The following is a 23108-nucleotide window of genomic DNA, read 5'->3' as shown; positions in this document are numbered from 1 at the left end:
ATGTCTGCTGTCACTCAGGCCTCTTCGTGCATCGCCCTGCAACCCGTTTGCGATCGTCAGTTCAATCACGTTGCCGATGAGCTTTTGTATCGTCCCAATGAGGTGGCTGCCGAAGGCGCCGAGCCGGGTGCCGATGGCTTGCGTGCATCGGCGCGAGCTTACGTTACCGCCTTTTATGAAATCGGTCTGGCTGCGCTGGTGGGCACGCGCAGTTTGCTGGTTCCGGTACCTGTGCAGTGGGTGCTTGAGCCCGAAATCATGCTGTTGCCTGCAGATAAAACCATGGTGGTCTTGCCTGACAGTCTCGAGCCGGATGCTGCCGTATTTGCCGCGCTGGGGAGCCTGCGCGAACAAGGCTATACACTGTTGGCTGATGATGTCCTGATCGACCGCAGCCCCGAAGCCTTGCTCGAGCAGGTACAGGTTGTACGCATTGATGTGCGTGACACGGCGGGTCTGGTTGACAAGGTCAGGCGTTACGCTCGGGAACATGTCAGTCTGCTGGCCTGTCACCTGCAGACGCTTGAACAGTACGAGCAGTGTCGCGATTTGCCGTTCAGTTATTTCCAGGGTGATTTTTATGCGATTGCTCACCCGGTGGCGGGGCGGGCCATCAAGCGTGCAGGGAACCGGGCCGCCAGTTTGCAATTGCTGCGCGAATTGTATCTGCCCAACCCCGACCTGAAGCGTATCGAAGCCTTGCTCGTGCAAGATCCGCATTTGTGCGCGTTACTGTTCAAACGTGCCAACGCAGCGTCCGGTGAACGTTTGCATCGTGTTACCAAGCTGCAGCAAGTCATCATGATGCTGGGTTTCGACAAGATTCGTGCCCTGACGGTCACGCTGCTGTTGGCGCATAACGAGCCGGTGAAGCGGTTTCTGGTGCTCAAGGCATTGGTCCGCGCGGCCATGGCGCGGCGTCTGGCCCGTCATGCCCGGGGTGTTGATCCCGATACCGCGTTCACCGCCGGTTTTTTCCATGATGGAACAAATCGAAGGTACGCCGCTCGAGGCGTTGCTTAAAGAGGCTCGTCTGGACCCGGTGCTTGAAGACGCCTTGTTAAGGCGCCAGGGCGAACTGGGTAAAGTGCTGACACTGGTGCTGGCCTTCGAAGAGGCACGTCTGGATCGCGAGGGTATCAGCCGTCTGGACCAGCTGAACGGTGATTATCTGGCTAGTGTGGCCTGGGCCCAGGAAATCATGGCAATCGCTGAATAATGCGCTGCGTCAAAGGTCGCCTCAACGGTGGCCTTTGCTGCCGGTTGCCCTTGTCACACCGTTCCGGCCCGGGTTCAGGACGCTTTGCGACGCAAGGGTTTAAGGGTGTTGTACAGCGTTGCCGGGTGGATCGGCTTGGTCACGTGGCCGTTCATTCCCAGTGCGGCGCAGCGTTCGATTTCTTCGGCCATGGCATGGGCGGTCATGGCGATAATCGGCAGGGCACCGAACTCGGGCAGTGCGCGTAATCGCTGCGTGGCCGTGTAGCCATCCATGACCGGCATCTGAAGGTCCATCAGTACGCAGTCATAGTGTGCCGGTCCGGTCTCATTCAGCCGATCCAGCGCCTGCTGTCCGTCATTGGCGATGTCTACCTGTACACCTTTCGCCTCAAGCAGTTTGCGTGCCAGCATCTGATTGACTTTATTGTCCTCGACCAGCAAAACCTGCATGCCATCGAGGGTGTCGCTGTCGGCAGTGGAGGTGTCGGGTCTGCCGACTTCGCACACCGGGGCCAGTGTGACGTGAAAGCTGAAGCGTGAGCCTTTTCCGGGTTCGCTGCGAACGGCAATATCGCTGCCCATCAGTGTTACCAGGCGGCGTGAAATGGCCAGCCCCAGGCCGGTGCCACCGAACTTGCGCGTGGTCGATTCATCGGCCTGGCTGAATTCCTGGAAAAGCTTGCCAATTTGTTCGGGGTCATGCCAATGCCCGAGTCTTCAACTGAAAATTCCAGACCCACAGGAATGTCGTCGTCGGCGCTCGTGATGGCCAGCTTCAGCCGAACCGAGCCCGACATTGTGAATTTAACGGCATTGGACAGCAGGTTCGTCAGCACCTGGCTCAGGCGTAACGGGTCGCCCAGAAACGTGCCGGAACTGGCCGCACCCTTGAACTCTGGCAGGTCCAGCACCAGTGAAAGGGCTTTTTCATCAGCCTGGTGCCTGACCATGGCCAGCGCATTTGACAGCACATCCCTGACCTGAAACGGTACGGTTTCCAGGTCCATTTTGCCGGCTTCTATTTTTGAAAAATCGAGAATGTCATTGATGATCTGCAACAAGGACGTGCCGGCGTCGTGAATGCGCTGAACATATTCGCGCTGCTCGGCACTCAGGTTTGTTTTCAGGGCCAGATACGACATGCCGATGATGGCATTCATGGGGGTACGGATTTCGTGGCTCATGTTGGCCAGGAAAATGCTCTTGGCGTTGCTGGCCTCAACCAATGCCGTATGCGTGCGGCTCAAATCGTTGATGGCCTGATTGATCCCGGTTTGCAGTTCGTGCAGGCTGCCGGCGTATTGGCCATGCATCTGCGCTGAAAAGTCACCTTTGGCCACATGCTCGACGGCGGTGTTGGCTTCGTCAAGGGCGGTGCGCAGGCTCTTGAGCAAGGCATTGAAGCTGCTTTTCACTTCACCGATTTCGTCGCTGCGGGTCACGCGCACGGGCTCGTCGAATCGCTGGCGCTGTATGGCGCGGTGTATCGTTTGCGTCATGGCGCGCAGTGGCTGCACCACCCGACGTCGTACGTCCCAGAGCAAGACCGACGCCACCATGATCATCAGCAACGCCAGGCTCAGCACCACCAATGACAGATACTTGCGAAACTCATGAATGCGAGCCTGAATAGGTGCGGCGTCACTGAGCAGAACATGGCGTCCGATCAGGTTATCCGACTCATCCAGTACCTTTCGCACAACCACGAGGCGGTCGCCGATGATCTCGGGTGCTGTCAGTGCAAGGATCTGGTCCCAGTGGCGACTGACCCATTGCACATCGGCGGTTTCGAACCATTCCGGGTGTGCCAGTCGCTGGCCGGGTGCGATCACGAGATTGTCGCGATACACCGCAGGAAGGGGGCCTGGTTGCGTTTGACGATGCTGTTTTCATCAATGACCATGACCCAGTCGATGTCGCGTCGCTTGAGCTCGCGAACGACCGAACTGATGCCTTGAGTGACCGACACCAGACCAATGACATCGTTGCCGTTCATGACCGGCGCAAAACCGATGATACCGGGTCCGGCATTGCCGACGCCAAAGCGGGCCTGGGCAAACTTCTGTCCCAGGACCTGAGGGCCAAGCGGGTGAGGGCCTTTTTCACCAAAAATGCAGGGTCCCACGAACGCGCCAGAATGATTCTGTCCGTGTCGAGAACCTGTGCCCGCACACCCCGGTAGGTGCTGATCTGCGAGTAGTCGGCCTGGATGTCGCTGATCACTTCGACCAGCTGCTCACGATTGCCATTCAGCAGGCCGTCCTTGATCCGGTCGTCGCGCGCAAGCGCGGCAGCCATGGTGATGACGGAGTCCTCTTTGGAGCCCAGGCGCAGTTCCAGCCCTTTGATGGCCAGCTCCGCGGCTGTCATCTTCTGGTCGCGTTCTTCCGGCAGCATGACGGCCTGGTACAGCCCAAGGGCGATCAGACCGACAGAGATGGCGGTCAGGATCAGCGCCCTGATCAGCATGGCGGTATAAAGGCTTTTGATGGCTCGGGACATGGTCGGCAGGTCGGGTTGATGTGAGGTCAGTTTGCGGGGTCTGGTGATGCAGGGATGGTGGTTGATGAAGGCAACCCTGCGTACAGCGGCAAAGCTATGTGCAGTTTGAAACCTTCACCAGGTGCTGATTCCGCCCAGGCCCACCCCTTGTGGTGCTGCAGAACGCCGCGAACCAGTGGCAGGCCCAGGCCTGACCCCTCAAGGTTTCCGCCCGCTTCCAGCCGTACAAACCGTTTGAAAACGCGATGGATATCGTCGTCTGCGATGCCCGGCCCCTGGTCGGCTACCACCAGCCGTGCCTGGCCATGTTCGTTATCGGCCCACAGGCGAAGCGCGATGCCTTTTTCGGGGGCACCGTATTTGAACGCGTTCTCAACGGCATTTCGAAGTGCGGTAACCAGCTCAAAGACATTGCCCATAACGGGAACCGGCGTCGGGGGGATATCCAGCGTCAACGAGGGCGCTGCGTCGGGTATCTGGCGTAACAGAGGCTCAATGATGGTGCGCAGGTCAAAGGCAGTGAATTGGCCCCCGCCTTTGCCTGTTTCAAGACGGGTCAGGGTCAGCAGGTCGTTGACCAGTTCTGACATGCTCTTGGCGCGACGGTAGATTTGTTCGGCAATTTTGGGCCGTTCGTTCTCGGAAATCAGGCCGGCAGCCAACAGCTCACTGAACCCAAGGATAGAAGCCAGCGGCGTGCGCATTTCGTGTGCTGCGGTAGCGGCAAAGTCGTTGGTCATCCGTTCCAGCCGATGCTGGGCTGTAATGTTGCGCAGCAAAACCAGCATGCCCGAGGGCTCGTCGTCCATGGGTTCAATGCGCACTTCGTAAACAAGAGGGGCCGGGGTATCGATCTGGATGTCAAAGCATCTGGCGTCGTCTTCGGGGCCCAGGCGCAAGGCGTCTTCAAGGGTACCGCGCAGGGCAGCCATGCGTTCGTCGCGGTCGGGGCTGACATCGGCCGCAAAAACGCCCCGGGTAAAGGTATCCAGATCTGCGCCTTCAATGGTCGTGGCATCCATTCGGGTCAGGCGCAGCATCGGTGGATTAAAGCCAGTGACACGATGACTGTCGCGGGCAAATGCAATTGCGGGGTCGGGGATGGCCCGAAAGAGGTCGGCAACGCGACGTTCACGCGCCAGAACCTTGCGCAGAGCCTGTGACAATTGATAGTCGGATTCTTCCGCGTGGCGTACCAGGCGGGCTTGACGAAATTCGCCAATGAAGGCGAACAGGGTCAGGATCAATGTGGCCCCGATCAGTACGGTTTTGCGCAGATGATAAGGCGCAAGCTGCTCATCCCGTGACAGGCCAACCACGACGGCCAGAGGATAACGCGGTACCTTGGTGCCGCTGAGCAGCAAGGCTTCGGTTTGAAAGGCCTGGGCAGCCGGGGGCGAAGCGTCTGCGGTGGCTGACGGTGGCGCAGTGACGGTTTTTTCACTGGCAGCCCCGAGATTGGCCCAATTCAGCAGCGCAGGGCTGATGGTGCCTGGCTCAATTCCCGGAATGCGGTTCGTGCTGCGGACCAGTCGCACCACACCGTCAAGCGTGCCCACCAGGGCAATCAGCCCGTTGGACCCGATATTGAGCTTGCGATAGCGCTCGGTCAGCTGGGCTGGATCAATGGAAATGACCAGCACCCCCAGCAATGCGCCGCTCGTGTCGCGAATGGCCCGGCTTAGTTGTACTGACGGCCGGCCACTGGCCCGCCCGATCAGTGGCTTGCTGATGAACAGCCCCTAGGCTTCGTTGTTCAGATGGGTCTTGATGTGTTCACGGTCAGACAGATCAATCGCCTGGAAGTCCGGTGTGGTGGAAGAGCGCAGGCGTCCGGAGGTGTCTACCAGTGACAGCTGCAGGATGAGCTGCTGTTCCGTATTTTGTGACGGCAGGAAGGAGTGAAGCGTGGCGTTGATGCCGTAGGTGCGTACGGTTTCCTCAATGATGTGACCGAGCCGTTCGGCGTCATCCAGCACCTGTTCGGCGTGCGTTGCAAGCGACTTGCTGAGTGTTGCCGATTGGCGTGCGCCCGATTGCAGTTCCTGGTGGTAGTCCCAGGTCAGGAACCCGGCAACAGCCAGCCAAACTCCTGCAAGCAACACGACGATATGCAAGCGGATACGGATTGGGGCCTTCAGACGCATACCAGGCAGTAATGTCATTGTGTTTAGCCATCACCCGGATGGATTCCAGCTGAAAAACGAAAATTTAATACTTTATTGTAACTTTTGATGTGCTTGCTGGGGGATGTTGATGGGTTGCCGCAACATCATTTTCAACCGTTGTCCCGTTTCAAAGGTTATTATTTGAAACGCCGTCATTCCCTGGTTTGTGCCGTGCAGTAGATTTAAAAACAACACGCAAATTTACAATTAAAATGAAAAATATGATAAACCATTTCTCCTGCCTGGGTGCGCTTGCCATCGCCCGAACTCAATGAACAAGGCCATCAATCAACTGATACACGAAAGTTCTGTCGGGGTGGTGCGGGCATTGCTGGACGCCGTTGCCGATGCTGTGGTCATCATTGACAGCCAGGCGTGCATTCTGGCGGTCAATCGGGCCGCCGAGCAGGTGTTCGGGTATGCTGCCAGCGAAATGGTGGGCAACAACGTCAAGATGCTCATGCCTGAAACCGACGCCCGCCTGCACGACGGCTACATCAAGGCCTACCAGCAATCCGGTCTGCCCAAAGTGCTGGGTCGTGGGCGTGATGTCTTCGGTTTGCGCAAGAACGGCGAGGTTTTTCCCATGCATCTTAGCCTGGGCGAAGGGGACCTCGATGGTGATCATGTCTATGTCGGGGTGTGTCACGACATTTCTGCCCGGGTTGCCTTGCAGCAGCGTGCCGCCCATCTGGCCGCTTACGATCGTCTGACGGGTTGCCTGAATCGCGATGCGTTTTTTCATCAGCTCAGCCAGTTTACGGGCTCTGGAAAGTATCCGATGCTGGGTCTTTTGTATGTCGATCTCACCGGATTCAAGCAAGTCAATGATCAGTTTGGCCATCGTGTCGGTGATCAGGTGCTGGCCGCGTTTGCTGCACGTCTGAAGGGCCTTTTCAATGAGGACGGGGTTTTGCTGGGGCGTGCCGGCGGGGACGAGTTCGTGGTGCTGTTGCCTCAGGTGGCCTCGCGGTTCGACCTGAACGAGCATGCTTCACGGCTGGCTGCCGCGATCAACGAGCCCTGGTGTATGACGCCTTTCACGTTATGGTCGACTGCAAGATGGGTTGTGCACTTTATCCCGAAGACGCAGAAACTGCCGAGACGTTGTTGCATCATGCCGATCTGGCAATGTACCGTGCCAAGGCGCAAACGACCACCCGGTGGGTACACTATGACCCGGAATTCGCTCGAGAGGCTGCCCGCCGCTCGCTCTTGATGCAGCGGCTCAGAACCGCCCGTGTCGGCTCCGAGCTCGATTTTGTCTATCAACTCAAAACGGATCTGGTCACGCAAAAGCCGGTTGGCATGGAAGCGTTGATGCGCTGGGTTGACCCATTGCTGGGTGCGGTGTCGCCTGTCGAGTTTATTCCGGTGGCGGAAAGTTCCGGTCTTATCGGAAACTGGACGTTCTCCATGCTGGTTCGCGCCTGCCAGGCCGTACAGTCGTTGCGTGAAAAGGGCACACTTGATGTGCCGGTCTCCATCAATATCAGTGCCCACCAGTTCTTTGCGCCTGGTTTTACCCGTCAGGTGATCGATGCGCTGGCCGCGACGGGCCTTCCCGGCAGCCGGCTTGACCTTGAACTGACAGAAAGTGTGCTGGTCAACGACTTTGGTCGGGCACGTTCGATCATGGCGGCACTCAAGGTTGAAGGTCTTACCTTCTCGCTCGATGATTTTGGCACCGGGTTTTCGTCGCTCGGCTCACTCAATGGTCTTGAGTTCGATTATCTGAAGATTGACAAGAGCTTCACGGACGGTGTGACCGGAGCTCCTGAACAGAAAGCCATTGTGGACATGATTCTGGCGCTGGCCAAGGCCATGAAAATCCGTACGGTTGCCGAAGGGATCGAAACTGCTGCACAGGCCAAGGCTCTGGCGGCCATGGGTTGTGACCAGGGGCAGGGGTATTACTTTGCCAGGCCGGTGCAGGTCGATGCCCTGGCGGGTCAGGTCAAGGCCAGCCTTGCGGCGAAGGGTTAAGGGTTTAGTGGTGGGCTCTGTGCCCCGCCACTGGCTGATGCCTCTGACAATTTGCGCTGCTCGTCGGATAGAAGGCGCATCACAAGGGCCAGCGGAGCAGGTTTGACAATGGCTTGTACCCCTTCCGGCAGCCCACCACGCTCCTGAATTTCTGCAGAGGTCAGGGCTGAAATGACGTAAATCGTGGTTGATCGGGTTTCCGGCATGTCGAGCAAAGATCTGATCATCCTGAAACCATCCATGCCGGGCAGCATCAGGTCGGCAATGATGACATGAGGCCGCTTCGAACCAGCTTTGATCAGGCCGCCATAACCATCGTCGGCGGTTTCCAGTTCGACAGTAAAGGGCAGACTGCTAATAACCAGTTTGTAAATTTCCTGCAAGTGCGGGTCATCTTCGACGACCAGAACCCGAAGCGCCTGGTTCCGGGGCAGGGCGGCCCCTGTGTCGGGTGTGTAGGTGGTGCCAGGCCCATTGCGTTGCTGCAGCATAAGCTCGACGGACTCTAGCCCGGAAATTTCACCAAAAGGAATCGGCGCATACCTTTAAGCCCGCATAAAATCGAGGTGCGAAACAAGATTTTGGGAAGGTAGCGCCGATGCCAAATCGTACCACTGAAGAGCTGAACTTTGGGCGCCTTGGACGCCGTCATTTGCAGGCCAATTTCCAGGGTGGAGACCTCAGTTCCGATGGCGGGCTGATGCTGTTGCGACAGATTGATGCACGCACCGGTTTGTCGCGTCTGGCCGCCAAGGCCCTGACCGATCGGCGTGCCGGGGGTCGGATTCGCCACCGCCTGCGCGATCTCATCGCCCAGCGCCTGTATGGCCTGTGCTGCGGCTACGAAGACCTGAACGATCACGACACGCTGCGCTCGGACCTGTTGATGCAAACGGCCGTCGGGCGCGATCAGACACTGGCCAGCTCGCCCACACTCAGTCGGCTCGAGACCGGTGCCAGCCGCGCCGATGCCCGGGCGCTGCATCAGGTTCTGGTCGAGCACTTCATTGCCAGCTTTGCCAGCCCACCCCAAGAGTTGATTCTGGATGTCGACGCCTCGGATATCCCGTTACATGGTGAACAGGAACTCAAACAGTTCCATGCCTATTACGACCACCACTGCTACCTGCCGCTGTACGTGTTCTGCGGCCAGTCGATGCTGGCCTGCCTGCTGCGACCCAGCCGCATTGATGGTGCCCGGCATGCGTCGGCCGTGCTGCGGCTGCTGGTGACGCGGCTGCGTCAAGTCTGGCCGCAGGTGAAGATCATCATCCGGGGCGACTCCGGGTTCTGTCGTCAGCGGCTGCTGCGCTGGTGCGAACGGGCCAATGTGCAGTACATCATCGGCCTGGCTCGCAACACCCGCCTTCAGGCGCGTGTAAAACTGGCCGAACAGGTACTCGAGCGTGACTACCGACGCACCGGGTCCAAACAGCGCCTGGTCAGCGAATTCATCTATGCGGCCGCCTCCTGGAACCGACCGCGACGCGTACTCACCCGCTTGGAATACGGCGCCCAGGGCGTGAACCCGCGCTTCGTCGTCACCAACATTGCGGGTTCTGAGGCCGATGCGGTACAGCTGTACGACCAGCTGTATTGTGCCCGGGGTGAGGCCGAGAACCGCATCAAGGAAGCTCAGCTCGACCTGTTCGGCACCCGCGCCAGTTGCCACCGATTTGCGGCTAACCAATTCCGGCTGCTGCTGGCTGCGCTGGCCTACACCCTGATGCAGCGCCTGCGCGAATTGGCCTTGCGCGGCACAGAACTGGAACGGGCCAGCGCCGCCACCATCCGCGTGCGACTGTTCAAGATCGGGGCGGCCATCGTGCGCAATACCCGGCGCGTTCGAATCCTGTTGGCCTCACACCATCCCTTGCGCCACGTGTTCGCCCACGCGGCACACGCCATGGCCCCGTAGTTCTGAAAAAGTGCTGTCCCCGGCACGCTATAAAGCCATGGGGGTTGGGGCAATTGCGCCTGTGGCATCAAAAACACCATCCGCGCCATCATCTTGTCTTCGCTGCGAACGACTCCAGCCAGAGCGGCCAAAAAACGCTCGGATCACTTGGCTGATGAAAAGTCCGGGCTAGTGGAATACGCCGGTGACCACCGGGTGTTTTCCAGGCATCGAGCACGCCGGACTCAACCCAGAGCTGCACCGTGCGTACTGACACGCCGAGACGGTCGGCCGCTTCGCGGGTAGAGATGACTTGACCACCTGGTGCGTTCATGAATTAGGCCAAAAATTGTATTGAGCGTAATGAAGGGCTGACCCGGAAAAAACAAGACGAGTTCTGATTCTATCACCCGGAGTTTCGTACAAACTTCAGAAATTACACTATTTTTATTTTTATAGTTGATTTTAGTGATGTTTCTATCAAAAATTCATTTTTTTAAAATAGCGTCTTAAAAGAAGCAGGTATTGCGTTTGATCAAAGGTTTTATCAATTCAAATTGATAAAATTGATAAAAACACATCAATAAACAGTTTTCGTAACCGGCGTCCTCCAGGAAAAACATGCGCGTCAACCAACCTGTTTCACAGCACGAATACGATTTTGACGATAACCAGTTGCTGATCTCGCGCACTGACCTGCGCGGCAACATCACCTACGCCAACCCGGCCTTTGTCGAGGTTAGCGGGTTCACATTACACGAGCTTATTGGTCAAGAGCACAATCTGGTGCGTCATCCCGACATGCCTGAAGCGGCGTACGCCGACTTTTGGGCAACCATCCAGGCCGGTGGTATCTGGAGCGGTATCGTCAAGAACCGCCGCAAGAACGGTGATCATTACTGGGTGCGGGCCAATGTTGTGCCTATTCGGGAAGGCGAGCGGGTGGTGGGATACGGTTCCATGCGCGTGAAGCCATCACGCCACGAGGTGGCATTGGCCCAGCAGGCCTATGACAGCCTCAACCGGGGCGAAACCCGTTATACCGTCAAGAATGGTCTGGTTCTGCGAAGAAATTTGCCGTTTGCCCGGTTCTGGGCAGGCCTTGGGGATACGTCCTGGGGCGCTTTTGCACTCGAATGGCTGGCGTTGCTGCTATTTCTTGTCACAATTATCGATATGGCCGCCTTCGACGGTACCTGGTTCGGGCAGGCGTTTCATTTAGGGGCGTTAGCGTTTGGTTTCGCTGTTTTTGCCTTGGTGCCCTGGTGGGAGCACCGCACCAGCCGCAAACACTTGCTGGCGCTGAAAACATTCACATTCCAGATTGCTGCGGGCAATCTGACCGCCGAGCTCCCGACCGATGTCAGTGGCGATATATCCCGTCTGACGGGTGCGCTTGACTCGATGAAAAAGGGGCTGCTCAGTATCGTACGTGATGTTCATGCCGGTATCGGCCAGGTTTACCCTGCAGTTGCCTCTATTGCGCACAGCAATGAAGATCTGGCTACGCGTACCGACAGTCAGGCAGCGGCTCTGCAACAAACCGCTGCCAGCATGGAGCAAATTTCCACGACGGTTCATAACAACACGCAACACGCTCAGGATGCCAGTGCGGTTGCGCGCACGACGGTGGCCGAGGTCGGCAAGGCCAGCGAGCAGATGAATGCTGTCGTGACGCGCATGCGCCAGATTTCTGAAAGCTCGTCGAGGATGAAAGACATCATTTCCATGATTGACAGCATCGCGTTCCAAACCAATATTCTGGCCATCAATGCCTCGATAGAGGCGGCACGGGCGGGGGACCAGGGCAAAGGTTTTGCGGTTGTGGCTGCCGAGGTGCGCAGTCTTGCCGCCCGCAGCTCTGACGCCGCCAAAGAGATTGAGGGGCTGGTTGAACATACGACCCGGGAAGTCGATGATGGCATGCATGTTGTAACGCGGGCTGAGCAGGCCATTCAGAACGTGATTCGGGCGGCTAACCAGGTAGGCACATTGATGAGTGAAATCAGCAGTGCTACCCAAGAGCAGTCGTTAGGTATCGGTCAGATCAGCCAGGCCGTGAATGACATGGACCAGACCGTTCAGCATAACGCCATGCAGGTGCAGGAATTTGCCCAAGCGGTACGCGACCTGAAGGCCCAGACTGAATTCCTGACCCATGCTGTGGCGGCCTTCAGGTCACATTCGCAGGGCCGAGAACTGGCCATCGAAGTTCAGGTCTGACCTTTGGTTCTGGCGGGGCGTGGTTCGGGCCAGCCCTGTCAGCATGGCCTCCATCAGCAGTTCTGGCCCATGGCCGTGAACATGCCCGATCTTCTGAGCATGGGTTTGCCAGCCGGCCAGCATTTTCGTCATGACATCACCCATGGCTACGGTCGGGTCGATTGACGCCTGTGGTTTGGTTTCGTCACGCGTGAAGATGACCTTGCCTTTCTTGACGGTCTGGGCCACTTTTACGTTGGCCAGTTTTTCCGGGTCAATAGCGGTCGGGTCTTCTGAAAGAATGACGAAGTCAGCGATTTTTCCAGGTTCAATCGAGCCTTTGGTGCTTTCTTCAAAATGCTGCCATGCGGGCCAAAGGGTCATGGCTTTCAGGGCGGTCATAACGTCGACGCGCTGGTCCGGCCCCAGAATGTCACCCGAGCGCGTGCGACGCGTAACCGTTGCAGACAGCACACGCATCGAGTCAGGGAAGGCGACCGGGGCATCGTGGTGGCTCGAGAATTTCATGCCGCGTTCACGTACCCATCCGGTTGGAGAAATGTTGTCGGCATTGACTGGGCCGACCGTGCGGTCGCGGTGCCAGTCACCCCAGTAAAACGTGTGCATCGGGAACAGTGACGGAAAAATATCCAGCTCGTCGAGGGTGGCAATCTGATCTTTGCGCAGGAATTGCCCGTGAATCAGTACAGCACGCCTGTCAGCATCACTATGCTTTTCGCGGGCTGTCTTGATGGCTGCCAGCAGCATGTCGGAAGCGCCCTCGCCATTTGCGTGGGTCAGGATCTGGATGTTGTTGGTGAACGCCCAGTCGATAGCGTCAAACACCTGTTCGGCGTTGGCTGCAGAGTACCCGAGGTAATCGGCGCGATAACCAACGGGTGGCTTGTAGTAGGGGCGGTCACGAAATGCGGTGAAACCTTGCGGCGAACCGTCGATGGTCAGTTTGGCGCCTCCGACCCTGAACCCGTTTTTATAGTCACGACGTGCTGTTTTTGCGATGAAGTCGCGGTCTTGCAAAACGTCGACATAGGCGACGACATCGATAGGTATTTTGCCGGCAGCGGCTGCCTGTTCCATGAACGGCACAATGGTCGAGGTGGCACGGCCTTCCTGGCCGGTGGTGTAGCCGTAGCTCGCCAGCAACTTGGTGCCGGCAACAAACAGTGCCTGTGCCTGCTCGGTGGTCATGTGTTGAAACTGTTTGGCCAGTGAATTAAAAATGCGGCCTCTTCGAGTACGCCATTCGGGGTGGTTGAACCGCTTTCACGCCGGATGACGCCTCCCGCAGGGTTCTTGTTGTCGGAGGTGATCCCCGCCAGTTCCAGGGCCTTGCTGTTCATCACGCCGATATGTCCGGACTGGTGGATGATCAGTACGGGCGTGTCTTTGGAAACAGCATCCAGGTCGTCTCGGGTCGGGTGGCGCTGCTCGGCCAGTTGCGCGTCGTCGTAGCCAAACCCCAGGATCAGACCAATACTTTTTTCGGTGCTGGCGTGATCTTTTGACCAGGCTTGAAGGGTTTGCTGCAAATCCTTGATGCTGGTGACTTTGCCATCGGGTGGTGCCAGCAGATTGGCAGAGATGGCCTGCAGGCCAATCATGAAGGCATGCCCGTGGGCATCGACAAAGCCGGGCAGCATGGTTTTGCCCTGCAGGTCGATGGTCTGGGTGTTTTCCCCTGGTGGGCCTTGAGTTCAGACAGTGTGCCGACAGCAAGTATTTTCCCGTCCCGCACGGCGACGGCCTCGGCTTTGGGTTTGACATCGTTTATGGTAAGGATGGGGCCTCCCGTCCAGATCGTGTCGGCCAGTTCTGCAGCGATGGCTGACTGGCCTGCAAGCAGGGCAAGGCTTAACGCAGCCAGTTTGAACGGATATCGTAGGCTCATGCAAGGTCTCCAGTGGGTAAAATGCGTCCCGATTTTGTAATAAAAAATGTAATAAGACGGCACTGTGCCATGCCTGAAGGGTCATATGTCAGTCTCAAAAGTCTCAAAAAACTCAATGTGATGAATTAAAGCTTCGGTTGGCTGTTGGCAACAGTTAGCCGTTAAGTCTTGAAAGTTGACAGGAAGCTGAACGACCCCTACTATTATTGGCCCTTATTGCAGGAGCTTTCCGGGTTGTGCCCGGTGTTTTATGGACAGTCCCAGTTCGTTATCAGAAACCGTATCTACACTTGCAAGTGGCGTGTCTTTCGGCGGTGATGCTTTTTTGTTGCTGCTCTATGTTGTGCTTGCCTTGCTGTTTTCCTTCCTGTGCTCGATTGCCGAAGCCACGTTACTCAGCATTACGCCGTCCTACATCGCCAATCTCAAGGCGGCCAACCCCAAAAAGGCCGAGCAGCTAAGGCGCCTTAAAGAAGACAAGATTGATCAGTCGCTGGCGGCGATTCTGACGGTCAATACGATTGCTCACACCGTGGGGGCCATTGGTGCGGGCTCAAAAGCAACAGTCGTCTTTGGCAGTGCCTGGTTTGGCGTGTTTTCAGCGGTAATGACGTTGCTGATTCTGTTCTTGTCAGAAATTCTGCCTAAAACGCTGGGTGCGGTGTACTGGCGTCAGCTGGCTGGCATGACCGGTGTTTTCGTCAATATGCTGATCAAGAGCATGTATCCGCTCATCGTGGTTTCAGAAAAGCTGACCAAACTGATTTCCGGCGGGAAAAAGCTGAATGACTTCAGTCGTGACGAGTTCGTGGCCATGGCCAGTATTGGCAAGGAACAGGGCTTGATCAACGAACGCGAGTCCAAGATCATTCGTAATCTGTTTTTGTTCAAGTCGGTCGAAGCCAGTACTGTGATGACGCCGCGTATTGTGGTGTCGGCCTTACAAAAGGACCTGACGGTTGACGAAGCGCTGGATGACCCGGTCAAAGCCCACTTTTCGCGCTTGCCCATTTATGGCACTGATCTCGACAACGTGGTTGGGTTTGTGTTGCGCGAAGATTTGCTGGTTGCCAAAGGACAGGGGCAGAGCGAGCGTCCGCTGTCTGACTTTCGCCGTGATATCGTGGCCATTCTTGATAAAACACCGTTGTCACGCCTGATGGAAACCCTGCTTGAAGAGCGACAGCACGTTGCATTGGTGGTCGGTGAATATGGCGACACCAAAGGCCTGGTTACGCTTGAAGATGTTGTTGAAACCCTGTTGGGTATCGAAATTATCGACGAGGGTGACAAGGTCGACGACATGCAAAAGCTGGCACGCCGTCTTTGGGCCAAGCGTGCCGAGCGCATGGGCATCCGGTTTGACCCGGACGCCGGTGATCCGGGTAACTAACAGACCATTGCGCCGATATGTGGCGCAATGGTCTACGCGTGTTTTCTTTGGCTGTTGTGACGCGTCAGTGCTTTTTCCCCTCGATCACCAGAAAGATCAGTGCGCCGATAGCCATGGGCAGCAACCAGTGACGCAGTGCCAGTGGTGCTGTGCCAAAAGCAGTATTCATGACAGGCAGGTAGACAAAGCCCAGTTGCAATATGGCTAGTGTGGCTACGGCAAGCAGGGCAACACGATTTGAAAACAGGTGTTTGATGTGCAGGCTGGATTCGGTCAGGAAACGCGCATTGAACAGGTAAAACGCCTGCCCGATAACCAGGGTATTGACCGCCATGGTGCGGGCCTCTTCCGTGGTCATGCCAACAGCCAGTTCGTATTCAAACGTGGCCATGGTCGCCCCGCCAATCAGCACTGAAACAAGTCCCAGGCGCATGACCAGGATACGGTCGATCAATGACGCTCCCGGTTCGCGTGGGGGCGCTGCATGACCCCGGGTTCGGTGGGCTCAAAGGCCAGAGCAAGCGCCAGCGTAACGGCAATGACCATGTTCACCCATAGAATCTGCGCCGGTGTCAGGGGCAGGACCAGCCCGAACACAATGGCGGCCAGCATGACCAGGCCTTGAGCACCGTTGGTCGGCAGAATGAACAATATGGCTTTGCGAAGGTTGTCGTAAATGGTACGACCCTCTTCAACGGCCCGCTCGATTGACGAAAAATTGTCATCGGCCAGTACAATTTCGGCCGCTTCTTTGGTGGCTTCAGTACCCTTTATACCCATGGCTACACCGACGTCGGCGCGCTTGAGTGCCGGGGCGTCGTTGACGCCATCACCGGTCATGGCAACGACCTCGCCACGAGCTTGCAAGGCCTTGACCAGGCGCAGCTTGTGTTCCGGGCTGGTGCGCGCAAAAATGTCGCAGTTCTGGGCCATCTGCTCGAGCGCCTCGTCGGTGGCCGACTCAATATCGGCTCCGGTCAAGACCGTCAACGTTTCGCTGTTGCCCAAACCCATTTCAATGCCAATGGCGCGCGCTGTGCCTGCGTGATCGCCGGTAATCATTTTGACGCGAATGCCGGCAGAGTGGCACGACCGGATAGCCTCGATAGCTTCGGGGCGGGGTGGGTCAATGATGCCAATCAAGCCCAGGAACGTCATGCCACGTCCCACATCATCCAGGCTCAGGTCAGCTTTGTCGTCAGGCACATCGCGCGTTGCGGCGGCCAGCACGCGCAAGCCATCGGCGCTCAGGCGATCAATGTGGTATTCCCAGAACTGGCGATCAAGGGCTTGGGCTGTGCATCGGCGCCCATTTCGTAGTCGCAGCGATCAAGCAGCCGGTCAGGAGCCCCTTAAGCAGAATGCGGCGTCCACCCTGCGGGTGGCTGTTCAGGGTGGCCATGAACTTGTTGGCTGATTCGAACGGAATGCTGGCGTGACGCGTATGGGCGTCTGCATCAAAGCCTGCTTTGTGCGCCAGGGTACGCAGGGCGCCTTCGGTAGGTTCGCCGGCGACCCTCCATTGTCCACCGTCTTTGACGATGTACGTGTCATTGGCAACGGCAACCACTTCGATGACCGCCAGCAGATGGCCATGATCGTAGACGGCGACCGTGTTGCCATCGAGGGTAATGTCACCCTCAGGGATATAGCCTGTTCCGCTGATTTCGTACACACCGCCACGCGTTACAACATAACGTGCCGTCATCTCGTTCTTGGTCAGTGTGCCCGTTTTGTCAGAACAAATGACCGTGACTGAACCCAGCGTTTCGACTGCGGTCAGTTTGCGGGTGATCGCCTTGCGACGGGCCATGCGTTGCACGCCGAGCGCCAGGGTGATGGTCATGATGGCAGGCAAGCCCTCGGGAATGGCGGCAACGGCGAAACCGATGGCTGCGAACAACACGTCCGCCAGGGGTAGTCATGAAATGCAAAACCAATGATCAGCATCATCGCGGCCAAGGCCACAATGACCATCGACAGGGTTTTACTGAATTCGGCCATTTGCCGGGTAAGCGGTGTTTGTACGGTCTGGACTTCAGACATCATGCGGTTGATGTGGCCGATTTCAGTGTGTGAGCCTGTGGCCGTAACGACACCCAGCCCCCGACCGGCAGCCACCAGCGTTCCCGAAAATGCCATGCAGGTTCGGTCACCGACGCCGGCCTGTGGGGCAACGGCCAGAGTGTTTTTGTCGCAGGGCTCCGACTCGCCGGTCAGTGCGGACTCTTCAATGCGAAGGTTGTTGGTTTCGATCAGCCGGATATCGGCGGGTACCCTGTCGCCCGAACGTAGTCGGACGATATCGCCGGGTACAAGGGCGCCGGCGTCAATTTCGTTCCATTGGCCATCACGTTTGGCCTGGGCATGAGGCGACAGCATGTTGCGAATGCCCTCAAGCGCGGCTTCAGCCTTGCCTTCCTGAATGAAACCGATGATGGCGTTGATGACTACGACACCGACAATGACGCCGGTATCCACCCAGTGTTCCAGTACGGCTGTAATGGTTGCTGCCGCCAGCAAGATATAGATAAGGACATCGTTGAAATGCTTGAAAAAGCGTTTCAGAAGGCCGTCTGTGGGTGGTTCCGGCAGACGATTGGGGCCAATACGATCCAGGCGACGTCTGGACTCCTCTGTGCTCAGGCCCGTGTGCTGGGCCTCGAGCTGCGTCAGGACGCTTTCTGTGCTGAAGGAATGGGCGTTTTCGACAGGGGCCGGTGTATTTTTAGTCATCGATAGTCGTTCATCCTTGCACGAAATTCATTTCAGGGGGCAACGAACAAGCCCCCGATTTTCGGGTGTGCGAGTTACGTCTTGAAGACAGACACAGCGCGCACCAGTTGGGCTGCTTCATGGTTGAGGCTTCGTGCGGCTGCGGCGGCCTCTTCGACCAGGGCGGCATTCTGCTGGGTTCCCTCTTCCATTTGGGCCACGGCCAATCCCACCTCGTTGACGCTGGTGCTCTGGGCGGCGCTGGCGGCGCTGATATCACTCATGATGGCGGTGACACGTTTGATTGTCTCTACGACGTCTTCCATCGTGTGCCCGGCCTCGTCAGCCAGTGCGGTGCCCTGATGCATGCGCGTGACGCTGTCATTGATCAGGCCGCTGATTTCTTTGGCCGCTTCCGCCGAGCGTGCGGCCAGGCTGCGTACCTCGGCGGCCACGACGGCAAAGCCCTTGCCCTGCTCACCCGCGCGGGCAGCTTCGACGGCTGCGTTCAGTGCCAGGATATTGGTTTGAAAGGCAATACTGTCGATCAGGCCGATAATGTCGGCGATCTTGGCCGATGCGGTGTTGATGTCGCGCATGGTCCCCACCACGGTTGACACCACTTGTCCCCCTTTACGGCGACCTCACGGGCCTGGTGGGCCATTGCATCGGCCTCGCGAGCATGCCGTGCATTTTCCTGTACGTGGCTGTTCAACTGAGCCATGGCGGCTGATGTTTCAACCAGTGCTGCGGCTTCCTGCTCGGTGCGCGCGGCCAGGTCGCTGTTGCCTTGCGCGATTTGCATGCTGGCCGTGGCGACACCGTCGGCATCGGCGCGTACCGTGGTGACCAGTTGCTTCAGCTGTGTTTGCATTTTGGTCAAGGCCGCCATAAGAATTCCGATTTCGTTGCGGCCATGTTGCAGTGGACGGCGGGTCAGGTCGCCGTTGGCCACAGACTGGGCGATTTCAACGGCCTCACCCAGCGGTATAGTAATGCTGCGCACAAAGACGGCCGTTAAGGCCGTTGCCAACAGCATACCCAGCGTCAGAACGCCAAGCACCAGGTAAAGGCGGCTGGTCAGGGCGTCGACGCGGTCATTCAGCGCGGCATCCAGTACGCCCATGGCCTGACCGCTGAACTGGTAAACCGCATCAATCGATCGGGTGAAGTCGTCGAAGTAGTCCGTGGCCGGGAACGCCAGTGTTTCGGCATTGATCAGTTGCTGATCGGCCAGGGCAATCGTCTGGCTGACCTGGGCATTGACCGATTGTGCGCTGCGGTCAAGCGAGGTCTGGATTGCCGGTTCAAGCCGACCTGCCCGTACGACATGTCCGGCCATATCGTTCAGAAAGTCGTTGGCGCTGTCGCGCAGTGCAATGATGGCCCCTTTGCTTTGCGGTGGCAGATTCTTCTGGGTCAGGAAACCGCTGCCCATGGCACGCATGATGCCCAGTTTTTCGGTCAGCCAGGGCGCTTCGACAAAGGTGGCCCGGATCAACAGGGATGACGCCAGATCAGGGTCACGCGACAAGCCGAACTCGTCAAGCATGGTGTCGTTCAGTTTGAAGAGGGTTTTGATCCAGGCGGTGTGCTGGGCCGTGCTTTGAGCAGCAGTCAGTTCGCCGGCGGCCACCTTGGTCTCAAGCGCTTGCCAGCGCTGCTTTTGCTGCGTCCATTCGGTCATCAGGCGTTCGGGTGGCTGAACTTGTGACAGTGCGGCGTCTACCCCGGAAATTGCGCTGTTGACGTTGTCCCTGACGGCGGGACGCCGTTCGCGCATGGCCGAATTGCCCGACAACATGCCCGACGACAGGCCCCGGTGCTGCTGCGCATACTGGATGACTTTTTGCACCGCCATCAGCGGGGCCATTGCACGGGACTCATCCCGTGAGATCCCGATTTCCGACACGGCTTTTTGCACGTACAGTGCAGTCGGTAACGCGGTCATGACCAAGGCGACAAGCCCGAGAATGATGAATTTGTGAAGAAGCTTTAAATTGTTGAGCATGACGTTTTCTCGTGAGAAGCCCTGGCCAGGAGGAGAAACGCCATGTTACTGCATTCAGCTTTCTGTAATCATGGCTTTTATCCACTGCCCCATCACGGCGTATGTCAATTCGCAGGCGTCTGGCACCAGGTTGTGGATATTCAACCAGGCGTGGATCATGTCCGGAAAATTTTCGTGCTGGCAGGCGACCGCATTTTTCCGCAAGTGGTCGGCGTAGGCGTAACCTTCATCGCGAAGCGGGCAAAATCCACCGGTAAATAGCAGGGTCGGAGGCAGCCCGGTCGCAGGCATGTTCAGTGGCGAGGCGGCTATGCGACATTCGTCATGCTGAAAATAATTGTCAAAATACCAGCGGATACGGTCTGTTTCCAGAAGGTAGCCTCGACCCATGGACTGAGTCGAGGGATGTTCCAGGGTGTAGTCCAGGCTTGGGTAGACCAGGATTTGCCCTGTGATAGTTAACGTGCTGTCAGTGACTGACTGCGCCGTCAACGTTGCCGCCATTGCGCCGCCACCTGAATCACCCGCAAGAATGATGCCTTGGTGGGCATCCAGTGGCATGATGCCCTGGTGCGAATCCAGTCGCGACCCTTCAGCCCCACCCGAAAGCGCACGAAGCACGGCCAGGCAGTCGTTCAGGCCGTGCGGATACGGATGCTCCGGAGCCAGCCGATACTCGACTGCGAGGGTGCGACAGCCCGTATGCCAGGCGACGCGCCGCACGATCGGATCGTACACATCAATGCTGCCCGCCATGTGGCCCCCGCCGTGCAGATAGACCAGCAACGGCCCGTGTGCTCCGGGCTCATGCGCAGCCCCAGTATCTGGGCCCTTTTTGGTGCAGGGGCCGTACAACCGCAGCGGAATGTCCGGGCATCCGGCCAGCCGGACATCATTGACTTCGGCCAGTTCCGGCCCCTGCCCGCCGTACATGCGCGTCAACCCCGCCAGTGCCTGGCGGGCGGTGTCGGGGTGGGCTGCACGCCGTTGGCTGCGGCCTGCGCGGCGATGGTGTTGACAGCTTCAAGCCAGGCGGCCAGGGCCTGCGGCAAGGTGCCTGAACGGCTCCGGTTTCGTTCAACTAGACTCATTGGTACATCCGCGGAATGCTATCCGTCCACGTTTTTTCCTGACCAGATCGCCGTTCTGACGCAAGGTCTTGGTGAAGGTGACGTGAAAATGTGAACTGTCCGACTCGATCAGGGCGCGGGTCGAGAGATCTATTTCATTGCCTGCGATCGTGAAGGTGTTTCTGCGCTCGCCCTGGTAGCTGGCATTGGCTGGCGCGGCGTCGTTGACGTCCCATCGGTACGATTCGCTGGACTGATAGGTGTTGTTATTGATGGCCCAGCGGATGTTGCTGCTTGTCGAGAACGTTGACTGACCGGTTTCCTCGTTACGTACACTTTTGAACACCGGGCCGTTCTTTTCCAGTTCCTTGCCAAAAGGTGCGACATCGTTGACGTCTGGGGGCGGCAACGTGCAGGCCGTACGGGTTTCGTTTTCTGCGGGCACAACCGGTAGCTCGATCCAGCTGGCCTGGCCTGAAAAAAGACGCGTGGTGCCTGCGGTGGGGCTGGGCCATATCATGGGAAACTGTGCATTTGATACTGCCAGACGAATGCGGTGGCCCGGCTTGAAACGCCATGTAGTGAAGTGAATTGCTGTCGTCAGGGTCACGGGCACGCCGGGCGTCAGTGCCTCAGGCTCAAGCCGTGAATTGCGCTGCGACGGGTTGATGATGGCACCGCTGACCAGCGACACTTTGCCATCCGGGGCCACGTCTTCCAGACGGACAGACCATTGATAGAACGGAGCGTCGGCGGCAACACGCAGCAGCACTTTTGGCATGCCCATAATGTCCATGGCTTCGGTCAGCGGCGCAGATTCGTACACAAGGCTGTAGGCGTCGTCTGCGGCCATATCACCCGTCTGTTCACCCCACCAGCCACCGGCAGCCATTCCGGCCCCGGCATGGTAAGCCAGACTTTGAACAGATTCCTGCGCCGCGGGGGCCATGCCCAGTTGTTGTGTTGCTTGCGGGTAAAGGCGGTGTGGCGTGCTGCTGTTCGGGCCCTGTTTGTCGCAGTACCAATTGCCGGGCACTGTCGGCAGATCAGTGGCGGGGGTGCCCTGTCCGCATGAAAACGGTCCAGCGGGGTTCATCCAGGATGCCGTTGTCGATGTCTTTGAGCCAGTAATCCCACCAGCGCAACGCTCTTTGGCGCCATTCATAGTTCGGACCAGGCTCGCCGTATTCGGGCCAGGCGTGGTTCCAGGGCCCGATCTCTGCAATGAACGGCGCCTTTGTCGACTGGCTCACTTCCATGACGAAGTCGCGGTAGCCGTCGAGCAACCCGCCGATCAGATAGGCAGGCACTTCCAGAGGTGCCTTGAATTTGACGGATTCCTTGCGCCAGAAGTCGCCGTCTTTCTGTTGGCGCAGCCAGGTGAACAGCCACGGCTCTTTGTCGAAGCGATTCTGGAAATACGCCTCATCAATGCGGTAGTCAGGGCTTTGCGGCATCGAGTTATCGGTGTCGATCTGGTGTGCGTAAGAGTCGATGTGCAAGGCGCCGTCAATATAGTGCACATCGTTGTAAAACAGGTCGGTTGAACCATGTGCGGCGATAATGGCTTTCAAGGCCGGTGGCTTTCTGTGAGCCGTCATCAGGGCGTTGAATGCGCTCCAGGAAATGCCGTACATCCCGACCTTGCCATTGGACCAGCTTTTCTTTGACAGCTGGTCGACCAGTTCTTCGGCATCCGAAATTTCGGCTTCAGAATATTCGCTGGGGGAATCGGGCCGGTGCTGCCGCCGGTGCCGCGGACATCGACCCGGGCAACCACATAGCCCCGTTTTGCAAACCAGGCACCATACTCATAATCGCCCAACGCGAAAAAGTCATCTTTGCGATAAGGCACCATTTCCATAATGACCGGAAACGTTTCCCCAGGTGTCCTGGCGATCGGACGGTAGTACGTGACGGCCACCTGCACGCCGTCTTTCATTTCAAGCATGTCATTTTCCAGAGAAAACCCGTAGTACGAGGTGTCTGCTGGCGGGGTGGCATTGGCCGGGCGGGCGAACAAACTGCACGCGA

The 23108-nt window shown here is 57.7% G+C and carries 26 protein-coding genes and 3 pseudogenes; 8 read left to right on the top strand and 21 right to left on the bottom strand.

Features of this window, described 5'->3' with window-relative positions:
* Nucleotides 1–1023 (top strand): EAL and HDOD domain-containing protein, encoded by a 1023-nt coding sequence (locus N7E01_RS05740; protein ID WP_289174904.1) that lies wholly within the window; start codon nt 1–3, stop codon nt 1021–1023.
* Nucleotides 980–1219 (top strand): hypothetical protein, encoded by a 240-nt coding sequence (locus N7E01_RS05735; RefSeq protein ID WP_289174903.1) that lies wholly within the window; start codon nt 980–982, stop codon nt 1217–1219. Before N7E01_RS05740 ends, N7E01_RS05735 begins: the two co-directional genes overlap by 44 nt.
* A 74-nt stretch (nt 1220–1293) precedes the next feature.
* Here N7E01_RS05735 and N7E01_RS05730 read toward each other — a convergent pair whose 3' ends face one another.
* From N7E01_RS05730 to N7E01_RS05705, 6 genes are all read right to left on the bottom strand, one after another.
* Nucleotides 1294–1908 carry an ATP-binding response regulator gene (locus N7E01_RS05730; protein ID WP_289175749.1) on the bottom strand — a complete coding sequence of 205 codons (615 nt, stop codon included), beginning with the start codon at nt 1906–1908 and terminating at the stop codon, nt 1294–1296.
* Nucleotides 1809–3053 carry a histidine kinase dimerization/phospho-acceptor domain-containing protein gene (locus tag N7E01_RS05725; protein ID WP_289174902.1) on the bottom strand — a complete coding sequence of 415 codons (1245 nt, stop codon included), beginning with the start codon at nt 3051–3053 and terminating at the stop codon, nt 1809–1811. The genes N7E01_RS05730 and N7E01_RS05725 overlap by 100 nt, the downstream gene beginning before the upstream one ends.
* Entirely contained in the window at nt 3050–3217 is a 168-nt protein-coding gene (locus N7E01_RS05720; protein ID WP_289174901.1) for a hypothetical protein, read from the bottom strand. Before N7E01_RS05720 ends, N7E01_RS05725 begins: the two co-directional genes overlap by 4 nt.
* Nucleotides 3214–3723 (bottom strand): hypothetical protein, encoded by a 510-nt coding sequence (locus N7E01_RS05715; protein WP_289174900.1) that lies wholly within the window; start codon nt 3721–3723, stop codon nt 3214–3216. Before N7E01_RS05715 ends, N7E01_RS05720 begins: the two co-directional genes overlap by 4 nt.
* Nucleotides 3724–3749: 26 nt before the next feature.
* Complete coding sequence (locus N7E01_RS05710) at nt 3750–5366, bottom strand: ATP-binding protein (protein ID WP_289175748.1); 1617 nt, start codon at nt 5364–5366, stop codon at nt 3750–3752.
* A 99-nt stretch (nt 5367–5465) separates the two neighbouring features.
* Nucleotides 5466–5888 carry a PDC sensor domain-containing protein gene (locus N7E01_RS05705; protein WP_289174899.1) on the bottom strand — a complete coding sequence of 141 codons (423 nt, stop codon included), beginning with the start codon at nt 5886–5888 and terminating at the stop codon, nt 5466–5468.
* Between the two features lie 274 nt (nt 5889–6162).
* On the opposite strand from N7E01_RS05705, the pseudogene N7E01_RS05700 reads away from it, so the two are divergent.
* The 3 genes and pseudogenes from N7E01_RS05700 to N7E01_RS05695 all read left to right on the top strand — a co-directional run.
* Nucleotides 6163–6906: pseudogene (locus tag N7E01_RS05700) on the top strand (diguanylate cyclase domain-containing protein); the annotation flags it as partial.
* 32 nt (nt 6907–6938) lie between these two features.
* Nucleotides 6939–6998 (top strand): annotated as a pseudogene (locus tag N7E01_RS18495) (hypothetical protein); the annotation flags it as partial.
* 111 nt (nt 6999–7109) lie between these two features.
* The gene (locus N7E01_RS05695; RefSeq protein WP_289174897.1) at nt 7110–7877 is read left to right on the top strand and encodes an EAL domain-containing protein; all 768 of its coding nucleotides are present in this window, start codon (nt 7110–7112) and stop codon (nt 7875–7877) included.
* Here the strand turns inward: N7E01_RS05695 and N7E01_RS05690 are convergent.
* Nucleotides 7874–8368: a response regulator gene (locus tag N7E01_RS05690; protein WP_289174896.1), complete on the bottom strand. Its 495-nt coding sequence runs from the start codon at nt 8366–8368 to the stop codon at nt 7874–7876. The genes N7E01_RS05695 and N7E01_RS05690 overlap by 4 nt on opposite strands.
* A 107-nt stretch (nt 8369–8475) precedes the next feature.
* Between N7E01_RS05690 and N7E01_RS05685 the strand changes: the two genes are divergently transcribed.
* Nucleotides 8476–9795: an IS1380 family transposase gene (locus N7E01_RS05685; protein ID WP_289174895.1), complete on the top strand. Its 1320-nt coding sequence runs from the start codon at nt 8476–8478 to the stop codon at nt 9793–9795.
* Between the two features lie 88 nt (nt 9796–9883).
* Here N7E01_RS05685 and N7E01_RS19305 read toward each other — a convergent pair whose 3' ends face one another.
* Nucleotides 9884–10108 (bottom strand): MerR family transcriptional regulator, encoded by a 225-nt coding sequence (locus tag N7E01_RS19305; RefSeq protein WP_434089560.1) that lies wholly within the window; start codon nt 10106–10108, stop codon nt 9884–9886.
* A gap of 287 nt (nt 10109–10395) precedes the next feature.
* On the opposite strand from N7E01_RS19305, the gene N7E01_RS05675 reads away from it, so the two are divergent.
* Nucleotides 10396–11997, top strand: a complete 1602-nt coding sequence (locus N7E01_RS05675; protein WP_289174894.1) for a methyl-accepting chemotaxis protein — start codon at nt 10396–10398, stop codon at nt 11995–11997.
* On the opposite strand, the gene N7E01_RS05670 is transcribed toward N7E01_RS05675, so the two are convergent.
* From N7E01_RS05670 to N7E01_RS05660, 3 genes are read right to left on the bottom strand one after another with little or no spacing between them, the layout of a single operon-like run.
* Nucleotides 11953–13185, bottom strand: a complete 1233-nt coding sequence (locus N7E01_RS05670; protein ID WP_289174893.1) for an amidohydrolase — start codon at nt 13183–13185, stop codon at nt 11953–11955. The two genes, N7E01_RS05675 and N7E01_RS05670, sit on opposite strands and share 45 nt — an antisense overlap.
* On the bottom strand, nt 13182–13637 hold the full coding sequence (locus N7E01_RS05665) for an amidohydrolase family protein (protein WP_289174892.1): 456 nt from the start codon (nt 13635–13637) through the stop codon (nt 13182–13184). The genes N7E01_RS05670 and N7E01_RS05665 overlap by 4 nt, the downstream gene beginning before the upstream one ends.
* Nucleotides 13595–13885: an imidazolonepropionase-like domain-containing protein gene (locus N7E01_RS05660; RefSeq protein ID WP_289174891.1), complete on the bottom strand. Its 291-nt coding sequence runs from the start codon at nt 13883–13885 to the stop codon at nt 13595–13597. The genes N7E01_RS05665 and N7E01_RS05660 overlap by 43 nt, the downstream gene beginning before the upstream one ends.
* 301 nt (nt 13886–14186) lie before the next feature.
* Between N7E01_RS05660 and N7E01_RS05655 the strand changes: the two genes are divergently transcribed.
* The gene (locus tag N7E01_RS05655; RefSeq protein WP_289174890.1) at nt 14187–15278 is read left to right on the top strand and encodes a CNNM domain-containing protein; all 1092 of its coding nucleotides are present in this window, start codon (nt 14187–14189) and stop codon (nt 15276–15278) included.
* A 64-nt stretch (nt 15279–15342) separates the two neighbouring features.
* Here N7E01_RS05655 and N7E01_RS05650 read toward each other — a convergent pair.
* The 10 genes and pseudogenes from N7E01_RS05650 to N7E01_RS05610 all read right to left on the bottom strand — a co-directional run bounded on the left by N7E01_RS05650 (nt 15343) and on the right by N7E01_RS05610 (nt 23025).
* Nucleotides 15343–16508: pseudogene (locus N7E01_RS05650) on the bottom strand (HAD-IC family P-type ATPase).
* A gap of 52 nt (nt 16509–16560) precedes the next feature.
* Complete coding sequence (locus N7E01_RS05645; RefSeq protein WP_289174889.1) at nt 16561–17181, bottom strand: HAD-IC family P-type ATPase; 621 nt, start codon at nt 17179–17181, stop codon at nt 16561–16563.
* Complete coding sequence (locus N7E01_RS05640; protein WP_289174888.1) at nt 17121–18014, bottom strand: HAD-IC family P-type ATPase; 894 nt, start codon at nt 18012–18014, stop codon at nt 17121–17123. The genes N7E01_RS05645 and N7E01_RS05640 overlap by 61 nt, the downstream gene beginning before the upstream one ends.
* Nucleotides 18015–18088: 74 nt before the next feature.
* A complete protein-coding gene (locus tag N7E01_RS18490) occupies nt 18089–18592 on the bottom strand; it encodes a methyl-accepting chemotaxis protein (RefSeq protein WP_350494952.1) in 504 nt (167 codons plus the stop codon).
* Nucleotides 18541–20004 (bottom strand): methyl-accepting chemotaxis protein, encoded by a 1464-nt coding sequence (locus N7E01_RS05635; protein WP_350494951.1) that lies wholly within the window; start codon nt 20002–20004, stop codon nt 18541–18543. The genes N7E01_RS18490 and N7E01_RS05635 overlap by 52 nt, the downstream gene beginning before the upstream one ends.
* A gap of 54 nt (nt 20005–20058) precedes the next feature.
* Complete coding sequence (locus N7E01_RS05630; RefSeq protein WP_289175747.1) at nt 20059–20937, bottom strand: alpha/beta hydrolase; 879 nt, start codon at nt 20935–20937, stop codon at nt 20059–20061.
* Nucleotides 20938–20942: 5 nt separating this feature from the next.
* Entirely contained in the window at nt 20943–21095 is a 153-nt protein-coding gene (locus N7E01_RS05625; protein ID WP_289174887.1) for a hypothetical protein, read from the bottom strand.
* Entirely contained in the window at nt 21082–22170 is a 1089-nt protein-coding gene (locus N7E01_RS05620; protein WP_289174886.1) for a CocE/NonD family hydrolase, read from the bottom strand. The genes N7E01_RS05625 and N7E01_RS05620 overlap by 14 nt, the downstream gene beginning before the upstream one ends.
* Nucleotides 22121–22747 (bottom strand): CocE/NonD family hydrolase, encoded by a 627-nt coding sequence (locus tag N7E01_RS05615; protein ID WP_289175746.1) that lies wholly within the window; start codon nt 22745–22747, stop codon nt 22121–22123. The genes N7E01_RS05620 and N7E01_RS05615 overlap by 50 nt, the downstream gene beginning before the upstream one ends.
* Nucleotides 22675–23025 carry a CocE/NonD family hydrolase gene (locus N7E01_RS05610; protein ID WP_289174885.1) on the bottom strand — a complete coding sequence of 117 codons (351 nt, stop codon included), beginning with the start codon at nt 23023–23025 and terminating at the stop codon, nt 22675–22677. Before N7E01_RS05610 ends, N7E01_RS05615 begins: the two co-directional genes overlap by 73 nt.
* Between the last annotated feature and the right edge of the window lie 83 nt (nt 23026–23108).

Source organism: Neopusillimonas aromaticivorans, assembly GCF_030344915.1.
Taxonomy (GTDB): domain Bacteria; phylum Pseudomonadota; class Gammaproteobacteria; order Burkholderiales; family Burkholderiaceae_B; genus Neopusillimonas; species Neopusillimonas aromaticivorans.
The sequence above is the reverse complement of the archived record's forward strand: the minus strand, read 5'-3'. Positions and strand labels throughout refer to the sequence as shown.

Coding starts and splice junctions, on each gene's coding strand:
- N7E01_RS05715 (WP_289174900.1), bottom strand. CDS start 3,723: ATGTCCCGAGCCATCAAAAGCCTTTATACCGCCATGCTGATCAGGGCG.
- N7E01_RS05675 (WP_289174894.1), top strand. CDS start 10,396: ATGCGCGTCAACCAACCTGTTTCACAGCACGAATACGATTTTGACGAT.
- N7E01_RS05735 (WP_289174903.1), top strand. CDS start 980: ATGATGGAACAAATCGAAGGTACGCCGCTCGAGGCGTTGCTTAAAGAG.
- N7E01_RS05635 (WP_350494951.1), bottom strand. CDS start 20,004: ATGCTCAACAATTTAAAGCTTCTTCACAAATTCATCATTCTCGGGCTT.
- N7E01_RS05705 (WP_289174899.1), bottom strand. CDS start 5,888: ATGACATTACTGCCTGGTATGCGTCTGAAGGCCCCAATCCGTATCCGC.
- N7E01_RS05685 (WP_289174895.1), top strand. CDS start 8,476: ATGCCAAATCGTACCACTGAAGAGCTGAACTTTGGGCGCCTTGGACGC.
- N7E01_RS05610 (WP_289174885.1), bottom strand. CDS start 23,025: ATGCTTGAAATGAAAGACGGCGTGCAGGTGGCCGTCACGTACTACCGT.
- N7E01_RS05665 (WP_289174892.1), bottom strand. CDS start 13,637: ATGCTGCCCGGCTTTGTCGATGCCCACGGGCATGCCTTCATGATTGGC.
- N7E01_RS05740 (WP_289174904.1), top strand. CDS start 1: ATGTCTGCTGTCACTCAGGCCTCTTCGTGCATCGCCCTGCAACCCGTT.
- N7E01_RS05625 (WP_289174887.1), bottom strand. CDS start 21,095: ATGAGTCTAGTTGAACGAAACCGGAGCCGTTCAGGCACCTTGCCGCAG.
- N7E01_RS18490 (WP_350494952.1), bottom strand. CDS start 18,592: ATGCGCGACATCAACACCGCATCGGCCAAGATCGCCGACATTATCGGC.
- N7E01_RS05630 (WP_289175747.1), bottom strand. CDS start 20,937: ATGTACGGCGGGCAGGGGCCGGAACTGGCCGAAGTCAATGATGTCCGG.
- N7E01_RS05720 (WP_289174901.1), bottom strand. CDS start 3,217: ATGAACGGCAACGATGTCATTGGTCTGGTGTCGGTCACTCAAGGCATC.
- N7E01_RS05690 (WP_289174896.1), bottom strand. CDS start 8,368: ATGCTGCAGCAACGCAATGGGCCTGGCACCACCTACACACCCGACACA.
- N7E01_RS05670 (WP_289174893.1), bottom strand. CDS start 13,185: ATGACCACCGAGCAGGCACAGGCACTGTTTGTTGCCGGCACCAAGTTG.
- N7E01_RS05695 (WP_289174897.1), top strand. CDS start 7,110: ATGCAGCGGCTCAGAACCGCCCGTGTCGGCTCCGAGCTCGATTTTGTC.
- N7E01_RS05620 (WP_289174886.1), bottom strand. CDS start 22,170: ATGAACCCCGCTGGACCGTTTTCATGCGGACAGGGCACCCCCGCCACT.
- N7E01_RS05660 (WP_289174891.1), bottom strand. CDS start 13,885: ATGAGCCTACGATATCCGTTCAAACTGGCTGCGTTAAGCCTTGCCCTG.
- N7E01_RS05640 (WP_289174888.1), bottom strand. CDS start 18,014: ATGACTAAAAATACACCGGCCCCTGTCGAAAACGCCCATTCCTTCAGC.
- N7E01_RS19305 (WP_434089560.1), bottom strand. CDS start 10,108: ATGAACGCACCAGGTGGTCAAGTCATCTCTACCCGCGAAGCGGCCGAC.